The 19,634-nt window shown below is 58.9% G+C and carries 10 protein-coding genes; 2 read left to right on the forward strand and 8 right to left on the reverse strand.

What is annotated here, in order from left to right; translation table 11 throughout:
- The first annotated feature begins 61 nt into the window (after positions 1–61).
- Positions 62–1,459 (forward strand): FRG domain-containing protein, encoded by a 1,398-nt coding sequence (locus tag VR863_RS00155; protein WP_324826452.1) that lies wholly within the window; start codon positions 62–64, stop codon positions 1,457–1,459.
- Here the strand turns inward: VR863_RS00155 and VR863_RS00160 are convergent.
- From VR863_RS00160 to VR863_RS00190, 7 genes are all read right to left on the reverse strand, one after another.
- Positions 1,456–2,091: a S24 family peptidase gene (locus tag VR863_RS00160; RefSeq protein WP_221597146.1), complete on the reverse strand. Its 636-nt coding sequence runs from the start codon at positions 2,089–2,091 to the stop codon at positions 1,456–1,458. The two genes, VR863_RS00155 and VR863_RS00160, sit on opposite strands and share 4 nt — an antisense overlap.
- A 307-nt stretch (positions 2,092–2,398) precedes the next feature.
- Entirely contained in the window at positions 2,399–3,079 is a 681-nt protein-coding gene (locus VR863_RS00165; RefSeq protein ID WP_324826453.1) for a hypothetical protein, read from the reverse strand.
- Complete coding sequence (locus tag VR863_RS00170; protein ID WP_324826454.1) at positions 3,066–4,259, reverse strand: MvaI/BcnI family restriction endonuclease; 1,194 nt, start codon at positions 4,257–4,259, stop codon at positions 3,066–3,068. The genes VR863_RS00165 and VR863_RS00170 overlap by 14 nt, the downstream gene beginning before the upstream one ends.
- Entirely contained in the window at positions 4,252–5,682 is a 1,431-nt protein-coding gene (locus VR863_RS00175) for a DNA cytosine methyltransferase (RefSeq protein ID WP_324826455.1), read from the reverse strand. The genes VR863_RS00170 and VR863_RS00175 overlap by 8 nt, the downstream gene beginning before the upstream one ends.
- Before the next feature lie 239 nt (positions 5,683–5,921).
- On the reverse strand, positions 5,922–7,889 hold the full coding sequence (locus VR863_RS00180; protein WP_324826456.1) for a DEAD/DEAH box helicase: 1,968 nt from the start codon (positions 7,887–7,889) through the stop codon (positions 5,922–5,924).
- A complete protein-coding gene (locus VR863_RS00185) occupies positions 7,886–13,279 on the reverse strand; it encodes a DEAD/DEAH box helicase (RefSeq protein WP_324826457.1) in 5,394 nt (1,797 codons plus the stop codon). Before VR863_RS00185 ends, VR863_RS00180 begins: the two co-directional genes overlap by 4 nt.
- A gap of 7 nt (positions 13,280–13,286) precedes the next feature.
- Positions 13,287–16,295, reverse strand: a complete 3,009-nt coding sequence (locus VR863_RS00190; protein ID WP_324826458.1) for a hypothetical protein — start codon at positions 16,293–16,295, stop codon at positions 13,287–13,289.
- 418 nt (positions 16,296–16,713) lie between these two features.
- Between VR863_RS00190 and VR863_RS00195 the strand changes: the two genes are divergently transcribed.
- Positions 16,714–16,923: a hypothetical protein gene (locus VR863_RS00195; RefSeq protein WP_324826460.1), complete on the forward strand. Its 210-nt coding sequence runs from the start codon at positions 16,714–16,716 to the stop codon at positions 16,921–16,923.
- On the opposite strand, the gene VR863_RS00200 is transcribed toward VR863_RS00195, so the two are convergent.
- Positions 16,920–19,631, reverse strand: coding sequence for a conjugal transfer protein TraG N-terminal domain-containing protein (locus VR863_RS00200; protein WP_324826461.1), 2,712 nt, complete (start codon positions 19,629–19,631; stop codon positions 16,920–16,922). The two genes, VR863_RS00195 and VR863_RS00200, sit on opposite strands and share 4 nt — an antisense overlap.
- Positions 19,632–19,634: the final 3 nt, after the last annotated feature.

A 19,634-nucleotide genomic window follows, 5' to 3' on the forward strand; every position in this document is an offset into this window, starting at 1 on the left:
TGCTGGCTGATTGGGCGTTGGAATCTTTTGGTGAAACGCATACCCGTGAGAGGCGTCTATTTTGGACCGTCTCAAGCGAGGTTTTGCGCGTAGCTCTATGGCAGACAACTTCAACTACATTTCATTCGGTAACCCCGATTACGTCGTAGGTGTTGACGAGATCGGCATGAGCCGTGGCCGCATGTTCGAGTATACTCCTACCGATCTGGCCAAGGGTTTGGAGGACCTCGGGCAGCCTTCCCTCGAATTCCTCGGCAAGCTGCCGACCTTCCTCTGTAGCGAGATTGACCGGTCGACCGACAATCCCACGATGATTGTCCGCTACGGGCGCGTTTCGAACCTCGAGGCCGGCAAGAGGGAAGTTACGGCCGATTTCGATCCGATCATAGATTTCGGCGAGGTCGCGTTCGAGAGCGTTGACCAGGCAACAGAGATTTTCGGTGCCGACGGGTTCCAGCTTTACCGCACGCACTGGGCGGTGCGGGAAGGCGCATCCGGTGCAATTCTCGAAGCTCTCGCCCAAAGAAAGCCTGCATTTGCCGATGCGGTCGCGGAATTGCTCGGTGGAGTGGCCGATGCTCCCGGTGCAGAGCCTCCCGAGAGGCACAAGAACATCATAGATGAGGTCGACAGCGTCGAAGCGTTTCTTGCCGTGTTGCAGGCGCATCCGCCGAAGGACGGAGAACAGACGTTCTACAGGGGCCACGAGGATGTCACGTTCGAACTAACGCCTTCGCTGCTTCGAAAGTGGCCGAATGGCAGTTGGAAGTTCATGCCGAACGAGGATCGCCTCTGCAAGGAACTGCTCATCGCCCACTACGACGAGTTCGAGGGCGACCAGTACTGCTTCGACCAGCTGGTCAGGATGCAGCACTACGGGTTACCGACGCGGCTTCTCGACATCTCGGGCAACCCGTTGGTGGCGCTGTTTTTCGCCTGTTATTGCAAGCCCGAACTGATGGACGAGGACGGTGAGGTCATCATCTTCCGCGTGCCGGAAGAGCAGGTGAAATACTACGATTCCGATACGGTTAGTTGCATCTCCAACCTATCCAAGCTGAGCTACGAGCAGAAGAGCGATATCGATCTCTCGTTGGAACTTGAAGAGTTCAACGACGAGCCTGTCACGGGCAAGCTCCTGCATCACATCAAGTCGGAAAAAGGCTTCTTCGAAGCTCGGATCGTGCCCGACGACCTTGGCTCGATCGTCTGCGTGAAGGCAAAGCAAACGAACACCCGCATCAAGTCGCAATCAGGCGCATTCTTGCTGTTTGGCCACGAGGCGATCTTGCCCGAATCTGGTCAGGACGGGCTCGAGGTTTCGCGCATTACCGTCAAGGACAAGCAGCGGATCCTCGGTCAACTCGACGCCCTCAACATCAACGCCACGACGGTCTATCCCAGCATCCAGGAGACCGCGCAGCACGTGAAGGCACGCTACAGCCTGCCAGACAGCTAGATCGCACGGCCGAACCAAATGACGCGGCCGACCACCTGGATACCCGACCGGTCGACGTCATCCCAGCTCGGGTAGGCCGGGTTGTCGCTGCTGATCGTGATCTTGCGTCCACCGGGCTTGAGGGTGACACGCTTTACAACGAGGGCATCGTCGGCCCGCAGGACGTAGATCCCATCACGCAGGCGGGAACCGTGGTCGGACGCATCGACCATGACCTCGTCGCCGTCGCTGAGCGTGGGCTCCATGGAATCGCCCAAGACGTGGATGATCGAGAGGCTGGGGCTCTTGGCCGGGGTAAGTCGCTTGAGCCACCGCTCGTCGAAGCCGAACCGGGTATGTGCCGTTTCGCTCTCGGCAATCGCCCCGAAACCGGCCGATGCATCGACATCGAGTACCGGGATCTCGACCAAGCCGTCGCGAACCGGCAACGGTGGGCCACCCAGGACCTGCTCGTCGACACCGAAGAAGCTCGCCAGCGTTCGCCGGTCGTTATCGTCGAGCCGACGCGGCGACCCGCGCTTGATGAACTGCTGGATATACGACGAGTTGCGCCCGATCAGGCGGGAAATCGAGGAGTAACCGAGCCGCCTTTGCTGGATCAGCCTGTCGAGTTCTTCCCGTACTTGTTCCATCGCTTGCATCCTTCCGGTCAATGCCGGGGTGAAGGAAATTTCCTAGACTCAATGGAGTCTTCCTACTAAGAACAAACCAAGAACACAAGGGCAAAGCGAGTCGAGGACTACATGAAACTGCTGGATAGGATCGAGTGCCACCTGCGGGAATCGCGGATGTCCGCGACGCGCTTCGGCAGGCGGGCAGTTGGCGACCCCCGGTTCGTTCTTGACCTTCGGCTCGGAAGGCGACCGCGGCGCCGCACGATCGAGAAGGTTGAAACCTACTTGGCGTCATATGCGAAGCCGACCGTGCCTCGCGAAGATCCTAGACAGCCTTGAACGCGCACCTGCTGGAAATGAAACACGACTTGCAGTAGGGGTTCCGCGCGCGACAGGTCAACGCGGCATGGTCGAGCACCGACCAATTGACCGTTTTTGGATCGCCTCGCCTCACTAGCCACTTGCAAGCTTGCTGAAGCCAAGGATCGTGCCGGATGTCGGCAAGTTTGCGCGGACGCACGAACCGCTCGACCACGCGTGCCATGTTCACGTCGATGAGCGGAAACCTCTCTCCATGCTGGAACATCAAGATCGCGTGGGCAACGTACTGGCCAACGGCTGGTACCTGCAGGAGCTCCTGGTACCGGGAAGGAAACATGCCGTCATGTTCGGAAGCATACGCCGCGAGTGCACGCAAAGACGCGGCCCTGCGTTTCCATAGGCCGAGCGGCTTGAGGAACTCCTCGAGCTCTACGGCCGGTGCGTCCGCGAGCGCGTGCCAACCCGGGAATCGGGTGAAGAACCGGTCGTAAAAGCTTGCGACCGTCTCGGCCCGGGTCCGCTGGAGCAAGACTTCCACGCAAACGAGCTGGTAGAGCGGCGTACCCGGCTCGCGCCATGGGAAGGACCGGCCGCCACCCTGCCGGTACCAGTCCGCGAGATCGGCCGCGAGGAGCGTCAGCTTGCGCTTTTCGCCCGTCCCCAGGACCGTGTCAGGCGAGGACATGGACATTGGATGGCGGGAAGAGTGCCGGGAAGTCCTTTTGCTTGATCTTGAAGAGGTAGCCGTGGTCCCTGACCAGTTGCTTCTCGCCCCTCTGGCTCATGAGGTAATCGACGGAAATCACACCGCTTTCCAAGAGCGCTTGGAAATTACGCACGCTCGGTGCGCGCGTGTGTTCGACCTGCATGTAATGGAAATGCTCGTCTGCGCCTTTGCCGCGGCAGCGCGCACCGACCCAGAATGTCTGGGGATGCTTCTCGCGAAGCCTGCCTCTCAAGACCTCGAGGGGCCAAGTGACTACATGCGCGCGCCGTTCTTCCTCGGCTCGGACGTGATCCTGCTTCAGCCAGTCCTTTTCCGTGTCGACGCTCAGCATGAACCCGAGGGAGTTTGGAGCTTTCGCGTTGATCTCGCAATTCAAGCGAAGCTTGCCATTGCGATGGTACCCGAAGGTGCTGAGCAGGTTCCACGCCGAGCCGACGGGGCTGACCGTCCAATCGGGCGACTGCGAGAATAGCGTGGACCTGGTGGGAGCCCGCTTGATCCGCTTCGCCTTGAGCTCGATCCCCTTGAAGTCAGGCGTCTTCTCGGCATTGGCCGCGATGCCGAGCAAGGTCTCCAGCGTCATGCCGACGCCGGTGTCACCCGGACGCAGCGTGCGAACAAACCCTTGCGCGGCAATCTCCCTCAGCGCATCGAGCAATTCGCCGACGACAGGGTCCTCGCCTCGCCGGTACTTTGCCGCGATATGCCCGAGGGGGCTGGCAGCATTGTCGAGCGAGGCCAAGACCTCGGGCCGGCTCGCGTTGACCACGTAGAGGTCGCCTTCGTGCTCGAAGACGGCAAGCAAGTTGTAGGGATCGGCATAGCGCCCGAGCAGGGCAAACCAGATACGTGGGTCACCGGACTTCGTCTGGGGACGATACAGGGACACCGTCGATTCCACGAGGCGATCGGGCTCGACGAAGTAGGCCCTACGGACCACCTTGTTCTCCGGGCCTTGCGCCTGGTCGTCGAAATCGTGGATGCCGGTCGACAGGAGGTAATCCCGCACGTTGGCGGTCGCGTCCATGATCGACTTCTTCAACCCCGTTTCGGTGGGGACCAAGAGTGCTACGTCGATCTCTTGGCGCGTGAACGCGGCGAGGACATCGCCGACGTCCGTGTCACTCTTCTCAAGCACGGGTTCCCACGGCCTCGTCCAGAACCTTGCGGAAATGCTTGCCGACGGCCTCGGCGAGGCCGACGGGAACGGCATTGCCGATCTGCGTGTACTTGGGAACCTCGCGGTCGAAGTTGCCCTCGAGCGGGTTACCGGCCCGCCGGATGCCACCCGTCGTCCGCTTGCCCGAGAACTCGTACCAATCGGGGAACATTTGGAGCCTTGCCCATTCCCTCACGGTGAGGATGCGCGGCTGGCTGAAATGGACGTAGTCGTCAGGAAGCGAGGTCGCGGTCATGTTCGGTTCGGCATTGCCCCAACGCGGCTTCAAGACGCGCTGCGAAAACTTCTTGGTTTGCGCGTGGGCGGGAATCTCGCCGCCATTCGCCAGCATGTAGTCGAACTTCTCGACGATCTCGCGCTTGTGCTTGCTGTACTCCTGCTCCGTCAGCTTGCCTGCCCGGGAGGCGGCCCAGGCCGGCGGGGTGCGAAAACCCTCCTGCAACCCGTTCATCGGCTTGCGCGGGTAGGCAGTGGTTTGGAACGAGCCGGATGGGAAGTCGCCGCTTCGTAGGATCTTCTCGATCTTGGGATCGATGAGGTCGCCAAGCAGGTCTACGAGATCGGGAAACGCTCCCGTGTTCGGCGGCGGCAAGAACCCGCATCCGACAGCGTCTTCCGCGTCGGCGTCCTTGTCGAGGAAGCTACAGGACTCGAGAACGTCCTTGCGTATCCCGACGAGCAGCACGCGCGGTCGGTTCTGCGGCACGCCGTAATCCTTGGCGTATACCAGCGACCACCGGACCTCGTAGCCCGGAATCTTGCGAAATTCTTCCAAGACGTCCGGGAAGATCTTCCGCGATCCCTCGCGCGTCCAGCGGGAAGTCAAGAGTCCGCGCACGTTCTCGAACAGGAACATGCGTGGACGAAGCCGGTCAATGATCTTGGTCATCCTCGCGTAAAGCCGGTTGGAAGGCAGGGCTTCCTTGTCGACCGCGTAAGAACGCCTGATCCCGATGCCCGAGTACCCTTGGCAAGGAGGGCCGCCGGCAACGAGGTCAAGGTTGCTGAGCTTGCCAAGGCTGGCTTGCTCGAAGCGCAAGTCGACCTCGCTTATCGATCCGAGATCACTGACCAGCTTCTCGAGCCGCTTGCCCTTGAGCTCGTGCGCGTCGTGGCAGCGAAGCTCGGCATTGTCAGAGAAGCGCATCCCGCCGAGCTCGTGTCCCCGGTTGCGCAGGTAGGTTGCCATCGCGTCCTTATCGAGCTCGTTGACGAAGACCGTCGTGAAGCCGGCGTTCTCGAGCCCGGTGCCAAGCCCGCCGCACCCGGCGAACAAGTCGACCGCGGAATAGATCGAACGAGTCGCCGTTGGCTCTTTGGCGGAAGTCAGCGGGACCGCGGTCGTCCCGTCCTTGTCGAGGGTCTTGGTGTCGAGAGTCATGCCGCGTTTGCTAGCACGGGGCCTGGCGGCGGTCCAGGTGTTTCGCTCGGTTTTCGACTTTTCATTTTGAACGAGAATCGATGTTTGGTTCGTGCTACTCACTCGGCTCCGAGGCGTCCCTGCGCGCGTAGGAGGCCTTCAATCGATTACTCTACGGGAGTCGCCAGACTCGCGATGTCTTGAGGTTGGGTTCGCATGGACTAGGTCAAGAACACGCCGATGGTGTTGCAGAACTCCGCCTAGTTCATGGTTCGGTTGTCTACGATATCCCCCAGTGCATCGGCCACGCTCAAGATCTCCTTCGCAAGAGGGCTTGAGAGATCATCCAAGGTGATTACGAGCGTGTCGATAGGTCTTGTCAAAGCAATAAAGACCCAGCGCCATGCTTCGCGAGATGCCAGCTGTTCATTCGACATCATCGAGTCAGCTTCGCTTGCCGACGGGCCCTTGCGAAACTTCTCCTCACGTTTTTCGGCCCAAAACTCATCGAGCCGTTCCAGGATCACGTTCCAGCCTTCAAGCCCCCTGCACGAATGATAGTTCACTACGCGGTGCTGGTTTGTTGACCTGGGGAAGTCATGCCGTTCGTCGCCATCTGTTCCGTCCCAAACCTCCAAGCCCCATTCTTCGAGCGCCTTGGCTAGGTCGGCGTGGCTCTCATCGCCAACGGTCACCACGGAATCGCTGGGCACGCAAAAAAGCGAATCCACTGGTTCGTTCTTTGCTTCCCGCGCCTGCTCGGAGAGTTCCTCGTGCAAATCCCGGTGCGCCGACCAAGGCCCTTGAACGATGATTACACGGCCGCCGCCAGCCTGATCGTTTGGAATGATGTCGAGGTTTAGGCCGATATTGTCGGCCAAGTCGGAAGCGAAGACCGCCAGGTTTCGCTTCATGCGAAGGCAGCGAATGACATTCAGTATCAATCGTCGATCCTTGGGTATGCCCGAAAGCCAATCAGCGCGCTCGCCCCGCACTAGCTGGTCCAGACCGTCGGAGATGACGATGTTCTCTAATGGATAGAGCGCCTTGAGGAGAGCGACTTCCTCCGCGGGCGAATCCTGTGCCTCGTCGACCACTATCCGGTCAAACTCGAATTGCGCGGGATTTCGGGCCTTTATCGATGACGTGTCGTCTCGAGAAAGTGCGCCCCCATCAATGAGTTCGAGCGCTTCGGCACAGAGGTGCCTGTAATCCTCGAATCCGTCTTGGTGCGGCGATGAAACTCCCAGCTGAGATAGCCAGCTGTAGAAAAATGACATCGTCGTTTGGACCTTGATCCCCCCTTCTTCTCCGGAAGGCACTCCCATGAGAGCCAAGAGGCGCCGAATGTCAGCTGCGAGGGCGTGATTGTACGTAAGGACAAGGGTCCGATCCGCGTCTTCCTTGTAGGCTCGCCATGCGGCTTGAAGGCACGTGACAGTTTTTCCCGTCCCGCCATGCCCACGGATGCTGGTGAACTTCTCTCCTGCACTAGCAACAATCTGATCTACCCGTGGCCCCTTCCGAAGAAGCCTATCCATCCGCAATCGATCCAGAGAGCTTGGAACGAGTTGTTCGAAGATCCGGGCCGACAGCATCATCTTCGCATCATCCGCGCGGCAGGATGATATCGAGTAGTTTCCTTTCCAAGCCCGTGGGGGGCTAGCCGCGCAAACGGCAGTAAAGAAGTCAGTTGCCGTGAAGCCGGCCGCAACCGCGGTGTCGACATCGATTTCGTCGAGGCCTTGCATGATCAGGCACCGGTGAACGTAAGTGTTTGCGCCAAGGTCAGCGAAGTAGTCTTTGATCACATGTGCCTGATCAACGTTTTGTCCCGTGGCGTTGTGCCAACCTTTTGAAGATCCGCGACTGTAGTGAACTTCGACCTTGTCGCCGACAATCCGTACTGCCCTCGGCCCCTGATCCTTGACCTCGACGGCGCACAAGACATTCTGGACCGAAATCGGGTTGCCGGTGAGTCTTTTTCCTTCGCTATCCCGTAAGACCTTCTTGGGAAAAATCGTCCGTCCTTTTTTGAAGAAACCTGCGACCACGACATCGATATCAGTACGCTTCGCATTGGCGATCTTCACGTCAGATGCAATCTTGACGTGCTCGTCTTCACTAGGCGTCTCCAACAGGTCTGGCCAATGCGCGATGAAGGCATCGTAGAGCGACTTTGCAGCAGCATACTCGCGGGTGCCCTCGAGTCCGATCAATTCAATCACGCTTGGTTGCCCAACTCGACCACGTACTTCTGCGGATTAGCTGAAAGTTCTCTAATATCGACAAAGAGAGGACTAGTGCCTGCTCCGAACTCCTCGCGTATCGCCAGCTTTGCGTCTTGTTGCCAATCGTGTGTCAAGCCGTCCCGGTGATGCCAAAGAGGGTGACCTATGATGATACCCAATTTCCCCGGTAGCACCACGGATGTGAGCTTTGCCGATTTTGCAACCACGACGTCCAATCCGTTCGGTAAGCAAAGCTCCTTGAACCGGCTGGCAACATCGACTGATTTACTCAGCCATCGATCGACATCCAATTCCTTGCCTAGGAATAGCTCGGCCATGTCGAGTGCCAGGCGCCAATCGAGATGCCCGTGCATGAACCGGTTGCCGTAATTCCGCAAGCAATCGGGACATGACCGATCGCAGTCCGCATGGGCAGCATTCTGCCAGTCAATCGAGACCTTGTCGTAATGTTCGCGCAGCAACCTTTGCAGCCGCGTATCATCGAACAGCTGGCGGGCGTAGCCAGCCCCGTTTTCCAGCGTGTCTGCCAAGAATACCTGGCTTGTCACGCACTTCGACGAGCGGAACTTCTGTGTCCCTACCCTGAATTCGCTGGAATCGACATCGAGGTGGACTGCAGACGCGACACGAAGGAATTCCCCAAACGACGTGAGCGCTGGCAATGCGGCCGGTTGGCCGTCAGTCCCGGTGTCGAGAATGCCGTGGGCGCCTATCCCCTCGGGGCCTTCGAAGACCAGCGAAAGGATGTCCGTCTTGAATACTGCGCCGATTGCACCAGAGCCTTCGAAGTCTCCGTGGTCGCCTTGTGGAGGCGCGTCTCGGTAAAGCGAGGGCTCTGGCACCGTGACGGTATTGAACCGCTTGTAGAAATCGAAAAGGCGCCCTTGGTTGTCATTCACCAGTGCAATGGGTCGATCCGACGTAAGCGCGAGTTTGAATGGACCAACAGCTATTCCCGTCTCGTAATCCGGCTGAAACGCCAAGACCGGTGGTGCTATGGACGAGCCCCGTTGGCGGGTCCCCTCGTAATCCTTTCGGCCGAATGCCCGGAAGCCCTTGGGTTGGAACAGGGAGAACTCCTCCGTTGGCTGCTCGCAAACTGGGCATGTCGAATGCTTACCCGCGGTGATCGCCTCGCAATCTTCAGCACGGCATCTCGAGAATTCTATGGGATCTCCGAGCGGATTGGGGTCTTCCCTGACCTTTCCGCGGCTCTCGTACATGTACATGAAGCCACATGCAGTGTGGATCCTCTTGTCTCTCGGCACTTCGGCGCCCGGAGAAAATGCCCATACCGCGTGGTCAAGCGATCGGTCACTTATCACCATGTCCTCCGCGCGGGCGTCCTTCTTGAATCCAAAGAGGCTTCGAACTTGGGACGGGAAGCCGAACATCGGCAAAATGCCTGCAATTGCGAGGCGTTCGCTGAGCTCTTCCTGGATGAACGAGGTACTATCGACCACCTCGGATATCTTGGACGCCAAATCGTTTCGTAGGTAGCTCTTGATACTCGCTTCGGTACCCTCGATTCCCGGGGCGAAAACCGAAAGACGGCGGAAGACGTCATCGACCTCCGCGCTACTGGCAAGCCATGCCGACACATCGCTCTTGTACCGATCATGCCATTCGTCAAACTTGCCAAAAGATCCGTGCGTTGAAGCTCCGGTTTGGTCCGGTGGGCTGCCAAGTGATCGGAATGCCCGCCGCAGGCACTCAGCCGAGGCGACGCGCTTAATGATCTCCTCGCGACGCAAGTCCAAATACGGCTGCGGTGGTGGGTCGCCAGTGATGCGCTCCGGATGGGAATAATAAAAGTCGTCATGGGAGCCGCCACGACAAATGGTGAGGGCATAGGAAAATGATTGACCGGCCCGGCCTGCTCGACCGACGCGCTGTTGGTAGTTGAAACGCTGCGGCGGCATGTTCGCCATCATGACGACCTGCAGCGATCCAATATCAACGCCGACCTCCATCGTGGTCGTAACGCTCAGTAGATCTATGCCGTGGGTTAGGGGTGTCTCCTGCCCGACGAAGGCGCCTTTAAAGAAGCGCTGTCTCTGCCTTTGCTTCGAAAGTGGTTTCGTTGCGCCGGTTAGTTCCTCGACGTGAAGCCGATGAATGGGCTCGGTTGACACCCAGCGATAGTAGTCCTCGACCGCTGATGCCGCGGGCGAGAATTTTTCAGAGGAACAATGCGAGGCAGTGCAGGCCAAGACCGGCAAATTCGCCGTGACTTTCGAGCACGTGTCGCAGCTTTTCAGGTCATCCGGCGCAACAACCTTCAATTCCACTGGTAGCCCAACAGCGCGTCCAGTCCGGATGATCCAGTTCTGGTTGATTATTCCAGCATTCAACAGCGCGGTACGGACTTTTTCCGAGAACTCCGACGGCGATTGCCCTAGTTTCGCAGCGGCCCGTTCGAGATAGCCTCGAAGGGCCTTCGGAGCTTCTTCGCTCGTCGCGTTCTTACCCGCGCCTTCAAAGTACTTGGCTTGTCCTAGGACACGCAGGATGTTTCCAAGCACCTTTGCAGCTTGCTCATCGGTAATGCCCAGTTGGGCGCCAAGCCTGCCGCTTGGGACCATGTATGCCACTCCGATTGACTCAAGGTCTCTCCCGCCCCGGTCGAAGATCGCGGCGACAACGTGGTTCGACAGGGCTTCTACGAGGGAATTGCGACCGTCTGCAGCTTCACTCGCCGGAAGCGAGTCCCAATCTTTCCCAGGAGGAGGTTTGAAATACCGCCACCACGGCTCCTGCCCCACTTCTTGCATAGAAGCTGCCGGCCCCGCCGGATTGATGCCGAGCGAAAGCATCTTGTCCCGGACCTTGTCCAACAGCGATCCCCAAGACATCCCTCCGCCGGTTTGATACTTCTCCAAGTAGCCCTTGATCCGGTCGAGGTGACCTTCCTTCGCACTGCCTTGGGATTCCATGAGGAATGCCATCCAAGCACTGGTATCTCGCTCTTGGACAAGGTCAGCGATCTCCCGGTCGCGGGGAGTAAGGTCCTCGCAATCTGCTTCTTTCTTCGCGGCCACGCGGATTTCTTCGGCGGTGGCTTCGCCGGGACTTTGGAGAGCTTGGAACACGGCTTGCCTTACCGTGTCCCTGAAATGGTTTAACTCAAGACCTGCGGCTACGTCGGCCGCATCGTCGCGACTGTCTGTAAAGGAGATCATCTGGGCCGGCCCGTTCTCGTCCCCGAGCACTGACACGGTTCGATCCGCCACGAGCTGGGTCGTTGCGTTAAGACCAGTCCGAAGACCCCGGATAGGGGACTCGACCTTCCCGCCGAAAAACGATTTCAAGCTAGGCTGCCATTTCGTTGAATCGCACTTCGGGCATTTTTCGGGAAGAGCCGGCACCGTGGCTCCCCCTCCCACCAGCAGCATCGTCCCATCTGGATCTTCACCAGGAGGGCACTGGGTCAAGTACCCGAACATCGGGTTGTACTTGGCCGCGGAGAACCTTAGCGTCGTGGACTTGCCACCCTCCGGATTCTTGTGCGTCGCAATCTTCTCGTTCGCGACGCTTCCTGGCCAAAACCAAGTGAAGTCACCGTGCTTCCGTTCGAAGACCATACCCGCGTTGGTGTCGGCCGGTGGGCTGGATTCGAGGAAAAAGCCATCGGTAACACCGGTTGGAGACGGCGTTACGAAGCCGCCAAGGTAAGCTTCGCCACAGTCGTAGCAGTACAAGAGTTCCAAGACCTGCCCACCGCAACCGCACTTGATCGCCGGCACCTTGAAGAGCTTTCCGAACTTGCGATCCGGTGACCGGAATGCCTCGTCGACGTGATCGCAGGCCTTGTTCGAGCAAGCCCAGATCCCTTGGATCTGGCGAATGAACATATGCGACCTGAATGACGGCTGGGGATCGTGAAAGGATTCGAGCTCTTCGCGGTCGGCAGCCGCCAACACGGTATTGAAGTCCTCCTCTTTCGCCCCAGGTCCTAGCAAGGCATCCTTGATTGCAGACAAACGTGCGGGAACCGTTCTTCCATCTCCCTGCATGCCCGCGCGAAGACACGCCGCGCCCAGAGCCCGCCGCGCAGAATCCGCGCCAGTCAATACATCAAGGGCATCCTCGTCTCCTCCCGCGACGCGACTGGTGATTTGCTGTACCTTGCCAATGTCGAGGGGGAGCTTGAACTCGGGCTTTAGAGGATCGCCTTCGAAAACGGCGAATGTCTCGCGATGGACACCGAAGAACTGCTCGAGGTATTCGCGGCCTTCTTCACCGTCCAGCGACGCACTGGTCGCCAAGCACCTTAACTGGGGGCTGTCTGGCTCTAGTCCCAGCCGCGAAAGCAAGCTGCGCACGACCAAGGCGACTTCCGTTCCCTGCGTGCCGCGGTAGCCGTGAAGCTCGTCAACGATCAGTGAAAATTGGTTCTCTTCTGACTCTGCCAGCCAGCTCCTGGTCTCCTCGAAAATTCGCTCCTCGTTGTCACGCATCAGCATAACATTGAGCATCGATGTGTTGGTAATTAGAATGTCTGGGGGAGAAGCAATCATGTCCCAGCGCGTGAGCATCTCGCCACATTCGGGGTCTGAAAATTGGCCTCGCAATTCTTCCTTCATGCCGCGTAGGACGTCGGCCTCTTGCGCAATCTCGCGCAGCGCCCTCGCTTCCTTTTTGATCTTCGTGCGATCCCCGGACTTTAGCTTGTCGGGCGGGTAATACATCCCGCCCGGAGTGGCTCCCGTGTATCGACCGAAAAAGAAAAGCGGCTCCCCGTGAACTTCCTTGGCCCTGAAAGCCGCCTGTCGTAGTCTCGAAACCTGGTCCTCGACGAGCGCGTTTGTCGGGTAGAGCAGCATTGCACGTACTGCCGCTCTTGGCGCGCCGGATGAATTAGACCGTAAGTCGAACCAACAATCTTCCGAATCCCAGTCCTTCTCCCACCATTTGTTGACGAGATGATGTCCTGCTCCGTTCCGCCGTTCCTTAAGAAGGCGAGCAATCACAGGGAGCAGGAAGCTTTCCGTCTTTCCCGACCCCGTCCCGGAGGTAACGACCACGTTGCGTTTCTTTGCTCCCACGGGAGCCAGAGACGTCTTGAGCGATTCCGCTTGGTGCTTCCTGAACTTGTATTCGCGCCCGAACACTAGCCGCGAGAGCATCTTGGCCTCGTCTACGGACAGGCCAACATCCTCCGCTACCTCGTCCGGTGCGACCACCGACGGATAGGGCAAGACTGCCTCGAGCAAGATTTCTTGCGCAGTCAGCCCCTTTTCTTCGAGAAGCTTTGAACGCTCTCGCATCAGGAAGTCATCCCGCATCCAGAAGGCGCTATCGTAGTAGGAATGGTAAGCCTTCTGAATGTAATCGAGAACTTCGGAGGGGCTTTTCTTCAACATCTTAGCGTCAGGCTCCGTAGAGTTTGGAAAGTAGGCGGGAGGCGATGGGTTCTTCGACCTGCTCGTAAAAAAGGCGGCCGCGGCCCTCGCTTGGTAATCGTCCCGAGCAAGAGACGATCGCGCGTGAGAAGAGCCCCGGCAGATCGCAGCCAAGGCCGGAAACTAGGCGACCGATGGCTGGGTCGTAGTCGTGCAACCTGACTCCTTCGAGCCGAGCAGCGAAAAGCTTTGCCAATCCGGGGCTGGACGACTTGGTCTCCCCGATTGAATCACGGATGAAATATCGGCGACCGGCAAAGTTGGTGCGATAGGCCCCTGGCTCTACGCTTTGCGAAACGAGGCCCCAGCGCCCACTACGCGCATCAAACCGCTCGAGGCCGTCCTTGCTCTCGAAATGCACGGGTGACAGCGAGCCCACGAGATCAGCAAGCCCGGGAGAACCCGCCAAGAGCGTCGCGGCTGGGACTTCCTCCACCGCTACGGTCCTCCCGAACGGGTCCTTGATTCCCTCGAGTGCGGAACGAGCGACCTCGATCGAGACTCCTTTCCAGGAATGCCGCGTGACTCCACCCCCTGTAGATTCGACGTTGTATTCACAGTCTTCCGCTTCGAGCGCGTCTCCGACCTCGTCAATTAGGCGCCTATTGCGAAAGCCAGCGAGGTAGGCTTCGCCATCCGCCTTGACGACGATCGCGGGAGGGGGAACCGACCAGCCGGTGACCCTGCCAAAGCTAGATCGGGCGATGTCAATGTGACCGAGATCACGCAAGTCTTGAGCAAGAGACCACGCGAACCAAGGCTCTTGGCTATGGGCAGATGAAAGCGATTGGAAAGCATGCCAGGTCCCAGTTCCAAGGTAACATAAACCATCGAGAACTAGATCGAGGTCGATTTCGCTTGTTCTCTCTTCAACTGGAGGGGCCGAAACGGTCGATGAACCGCTCCCCCTGCGAGCCTGACGTCCGCCACGCTGATTGCGTCCCCGGTTACGGAGTACCGCCGTCAGCTTGCAATCCTTGCAGTCCATTCGCTTGGCTTCCCAGCGAGTGTCGTCCATGTGGCCGGGTTCGCAGATCCAATAGTGGTAGCCGCGGATGACACAAGTTTCCGAAACGCCTTCGATTTCGCTGACAAGGTATTCTTCTGTACTTTCCGAGGCCTCGTCCTCGACATCGCCTTGGAACTCGGTGTCCGCCATCGATAGCTCGACCATTGCCGGGACCTCGCCTCTTACGATCATTCCGCGCACTTCCAGCAGGCACTCCGCATTCTTGCTGCGCTCGACGGCGTTCAATATCGACGCGGGGAAACTCGGATCGAGACAATAGGAGAGCTGCTCACCTCTCATCGGGCGCGGGATATCCGCGTCCCTAAAAGCAAGATTCTTTTCGCCGCTTTCTTGCCGCCCCGCGATGGCGACGATGCTCAATTCACTGGCGCCAGCGGTGGAGATTTCTTCTGGTGCAAACTCGCAGCTACCCTTGGAAGAGCCGCGCGAAAGAAGGCACTCGTCTTCTGTCTCGTCACCCGGCATCCTGATTTCGAGGGTGAATTCTCCTTGATCACTCGTGGCGACCACGTTGGGCGGTGCATCCCTGTGCCAAATCTGGGGAGCCAGCCTGAGTCCCCCTTCAGGTTTGATCGCCACGCCCTCCGAGAGCGGCACCAAGACGGCGAGATTATTGTGGGCTGTGTCTAGCACTCGCACTATCTCTACGTCTTCGAAGAGCACCCAGTCTGGCGGAAGCCCGGGCAACCTTTCGCAGGTCGATATGCGAAAGCCCGGGCGAGCGCACTTGTCGAGATGGTTCGAAACCTGCGCCGTCCAGTGTTCATGGCAGAGCACAGCATGGCGTTTCAGTAGCGAGGTGCGTTGAACCTCTCGAAAAAAGATTCCCGTGTCCAGTTTCGCAAGGGGGATGATGGGGCGGGCCAGGTGGAAATAGGAGCCACCTTCCTTGGACTCTAGTTCGATGGTTGCCAACATCAGCGCACCGATGTCGATCCCGTTCGTCGGCTCGAGTACCGAGAAATCGCCACTGCCTGCGGGCGCTAGCCAAGGCTTCTCGTCGCACGCCCTGAATGCAAGCCTTGCAGCCTTTGAGCCCGTATCTAGGGGGGTGAGCTCGATGTCATCATCTCGCTCGAGCGAAGCGGTCGCAAGATGCAGGGAGATGCGCCTACGTGGAAACGTGCTGATAGAAGCAGCCCAACTAAGTCTCTTCCTATTTTGTCCATTTCCCGCTTCGGCCTCGTCCCAAGATTCCAGCTCTGCAATCGCAGCCGCCGCTAGGCGTTCGCGTAGATCGACGTTTGACCAGAGGCGCCTGATCCATGCGCTCGGCCCGGTGCCTGTCATCCAGTCATGGAGATGCAACATCATCTCGGATTCTTCGATGTCGTCTAAAGGAGAGAGACCAAAATCCCGGAAGAGGTGATGGAGGCGTTGACGATCCGCGTCACGCACGAGCGCCTGCGAGAGCGCGTAACTAACGTACTTCCAGCTGTTAACCTGCCGAGCAGTTGGCCTGCCCAACTCGAAGTCGTGTTCGGTGAGCCACTGGTTTAGTTCACGCCAAAACGGTCGGGTGTAGCGAGCCTTGTTTCGCAAAAGTCCCTGGAGGTGAACATCTTCCACCCCAAGTACCTCGAATAGCCTCTCGTAGTAATTGGTCGCTGAGAATTGCGTGTCGGCACGCATTTTCTCGGCTGCCAGCGACAGGGCTGCCAGGAGACCGGTAAACGGGGGAGGGGTTTGCCGACCCCTGCGGATCCAGTTCCTCAATCTTTTGGTGTGCCATGAATAGGGATTCACGGGGTTCGCTAAAAGCGTTTCCTCGACGGCAACGGCTATGAAATCGTCGAGGTCCTTCGGCTCGATTCCGAGTTGACGCGAAACTTCAGCGGCGACGTCCTCCTCGAGGTCAACGTAGACCGGCTTCATTGCGAAACGACCGTCGAAGAGGACGTCATTTAGGGCTTCGTTGAGAAGCTCGTAGTCTTCGAAGTCATGCACCTTGGATTGCCCTCATAAACCGAAAAGCGCTCAAGGGCATACCCTTGAAGATCATTACGCGAGCGTCGCAATGCTCTACCAAGCGGTTATTTTACAAGAGTTAACTCGTTGGCAAACGTGGAAATCCTGAACTCTCGGCCTAGTCGAGTGCGCGCACGCCGTAATTTGATGGATGCGTGGATGTGGACGCTCAATGTGCAGCGAATTACACTCTCGCGATCCTAAGAAAGGCTTGCCGATTCATCGAGAGGGATTCCCGATATCATAGGATACTGCGGGTGTCCGGCCGACCAGCACGAGACTCCATAATCACGACGCGCGCCAACGTATTAATGCTTCAAAATCGATGCATTAAACCCGAATTCGGTCTTTGTGTCGCGATTTCGATACACTAAACTACCATCGATTGGAGACCGTTATGGCTCGAAAAGAAAAATCCACGCAGAATTCAGAGCATCGCTGGGAAGGCTTGCAAGAGATCGACCGTGCCATCTCCGAAAATCGCCTCACGTCATACTCTTGGAAGAAGGCCTGGGCCGACCCGTGGGGCAGGGTCAAGCTCATCGCAATCTTCGTTGCGCTGGCTGCTTTTGTCGTGTTCGTAATCGTCAACGATGTAATCCTCTAAGGGCGCCGCCACTCCTTTATTGCATCTGCCGCCTCCTCGCTCGCGCCCGTGGCGCCTTCTGTTTGGCCATCAAGGTAGCCTCTCAAGGTTCCGATCCGCCCGCGACCTTGCCGACGAACCCGCTCGACCTCATCCGTGATGTCAGACCGATCAGGAGCATCGGGCATTGAGGGACCACTCGTAGAACCTACAGTTCCCCTAGCTCGCACCTGCCCAGCGCTTCCGATCCCGGGGCGGCTGACAGGAGCGAAGTCCGGCAGCGAAAGGTCGGCTTCGATGTCGTCTTGCAGGCGATCAGCATAGCTTTCAACAAACCGCGATTGCAGCTGCTGGCCGCGCGCACTCATCTGGAACTCGATGTCGTCGAAGCGCACCGGCCCGTAATAGTCGCGATTGGCTTCGATCTCGGCCATGCCCCATTCGCGATAGGCCTGGCTCAGGTTCAGCGTGCCTGCGGCGCTGTTAGCCTCGTGCCAGCTGGCCTGATTCTCGAGGCGGCTGGCCATCTCTTCGGCCCGACGCGCCTCTCGCGTATAGCTCTCGGCTTCGGTCAGCGATCGGCTGAGACCCGACGAGCTGGTCGATACCTGCGATACCGAGCTCGAGCTCGTCTCGCGCAGGAAACCTTCACGCGTGTTCGACCAGTTGCGGCTATCCGAAAGCTGCCGCAGCGTTCCCATGATCCTGCCGCGGTCTTCCGAGGCGATGCCGATATCGCTGTCTGTCCAGCTCTGATTTCGGCCTCCCCTGACGCCAAGTTGAGCAGTACCAGGGCTTCTTTCTCCCTTGAGACCCAAAGATGCATCGCCGTTGAGAAACCATGAAACCGTGATGTCGTCAGACGCGCGCCGGGACAGCCCGAACTGCCGCTGGAGCGTCCTCGAGGCATTGTCGACTTCGCTGAATGCCGTGCCGATGCTGTCGTTCGTGCCGACGCCGCTGACCGTGTCGGAGCTCTGACCCTGGCTGTAGGCGTTGCGGATCTCGCTGAACCGGGTGAGCGCAGAGCTCGTCGATTGCTGGGCGAGATTGGCATAGGTCTCGCTCTGCGTCCGGCTCTGGCTCGCCATCGTTCCGAGCCGGCCGGTGAAGTCCTGCCCCAGCGTCGGCGTGAACGGATAGCTTGAATTCGGGACTGCAGCGAACTCGCCATCGGGGAAGCTGGTCGTCTGCGTGCCGCTGTCGCTGAAACCGCGCGTCTGTGCCGCGCCATAGGCGATGTTGGGTGCAAGATTGCCCTGCGCAAACTGGCGGGAAAACACCGTCGAATTGTCGATATTCGAATTACCCAGCGAGACATTGCCGGTGCTCGCTTCGCGCGAGGCTTCCTCGGCCGCGTTCTGGCTCGGGTTAAGGTAGCTCGTTGCCTGGCCCGAGATCGCCAGCGCACCACGCGCCACCCCGCCGGCAAGGAAGGGGATCGAAGCGACGAGATAGCCTGCCAAGATGCCGATATCGCTGTTGACGTCGCTCATGCCGGCAAAGGTCGCCAAGCTGAGGCCCGTGCTGCCGCCAGCAGCCGCGACATCGCCTGCACCTTTGAACATCAGGATCATGTGCAGGATGACGAAGAGCGGTCCCCACGCGGCAAGGTAGAAGAAGCCGGTGACATAGCCTCGGAGCGCAATTGGTCCGGTTCGTGGCATCAAGAACAGCGGAAACAGGACAGGAAACAGCGCGTAGAACACCACTGTCAGCACGACATTGAGGATCGGGACCCATTTCATCGCGTTGTGCGCGATCGAGGAATAGGTCCGCTCGGTCTGAATATCGGCCCGGGTCTGGGCGAAGACGTCAATGCTGCCGGTGCCACTCGCCCCTGCAAAGCCGTGCATGGCCTGGTTCATGGCATTGATCGTCAGCACCTGGCGGAAGATGTCGCTCGCGCTGCGCGAGACGCCGGTGAGATACTGATAGGCAATCGGGAGGTCGGCCATGAGCTTGGCCTTGGCGAGCGCTTCGGTCTGGCGCGGATAGAGTTGGCGGCCGGCGACTAGCGTCATCTCGTCGATAAGGCTCGCCCACTGCCCCGAAAGCGCGGTGTAAGCCTCGCGGCAGGTTATGATCGAGGCCGTCACGCTGTCGTCGGCCTGCCGGGTCAGGAATTTCTGCGCGCGCGCCGCGCTACCCGGTGCGATCGTTGCCCAGATATCATCGCTCTCGGACAGCTCCTTCATCGAGTAGCGGCCAAGCAGCAAATCGTAGAATACGCATTGCCGGACATGCTCGTCGAAGTTCGCGGCAAACTCCGGATCGGAAATCCGCAAAGTTCGCGTCGATTCAAGCAGCCGCGCGCCGTAGATCATGCCGTTCTTCGAGTAGTTGAGGTCGTCGGGCAGGCCAAAGACGAGCTCGGCAGAGCGGGTCAGATAGTCCCCCGCTTGGCTGGTGAAACTTGCCATCAGGGCAAGCCCGAGCGGGACATTGGCCACCGTTGCCGGTGCAAGGCTGGGATTGACCCGGTCGGTCACATGGACGTCCATGCGCGGCACCATCAGGCACATGTAGATGAGCGTCGCCCCGAGGAACCAGTTGAGCCAGGCGCGCCAGTCCTGGTTGAACGCGACCACTATGACCGCGAGCACCATGCCCATCACCAGCGCGACCTGGATCAGGCTCTTGTAGCCGCCCGCACCGGTCCAGGCGGCAACGGCGTTGAGGACATTGACGATGTACTCGCCGCCGCCGACCGTGAAAATCTCGACCATGCT

The sequence above is a fragment of the Qipengyuania zhejiangensis genome, from assembly GCF_035607565.1.
Lineage (GTDB): Bacteria > Pseudomonadota > Alphaproteobacteria > Sphingomonadales > Sphingomonadaceae > Qipengyuania > Qipengyuania zhejiangensis.

Excerpts from the sequence above, each read along its gene's own strand:
- VR863_RS00160 (WP_221597146.1), bottom strand. The coding sequence starts at position 2,091 with ATGGAACAAGTACGGGAAGAACTCGACAGGCTGATCCAGCAAAGGCGG.
- VR863_RS00165 (WP_324826453.1), bottom strand. The coding sequence starts at position 3,079 with ATGTCCTCGCCTGACACGGTCCTGGGGACGGGCGAAAAGCGCAAGCTG.
- VR863_RS00175 (WP_324826455.1), bottom strand. The coding sequence starts at position 5,682 with ATGACTCTCGACACCAAGACCCTCGACAAGGACGGGACGACCGCGGTC.
- VR863_RS00185 (WP_324826457.1), bottom strand. The coding sequence starts at position 13,279 with ATGTTGAAGAAAAGCCCCTCCGAAGTTCTCGATTACATTCAGAAGGCT.
- VR863_RS00195 (WP_324826460.1), top strand. The coding sequence starts at position 16,714 with ATGGCTCGAAAAGAAAAATCCACGCAGAATTCAGAGCATCGCTGGGAA.
- VR863_RS00200 (WP_324826461.1), bottom strand. The coding sequence starts at position 19,631 with ATGGTCGAGATTTTCACGGTCGGCGGCGGCGAGTACATCGTCAATGTC.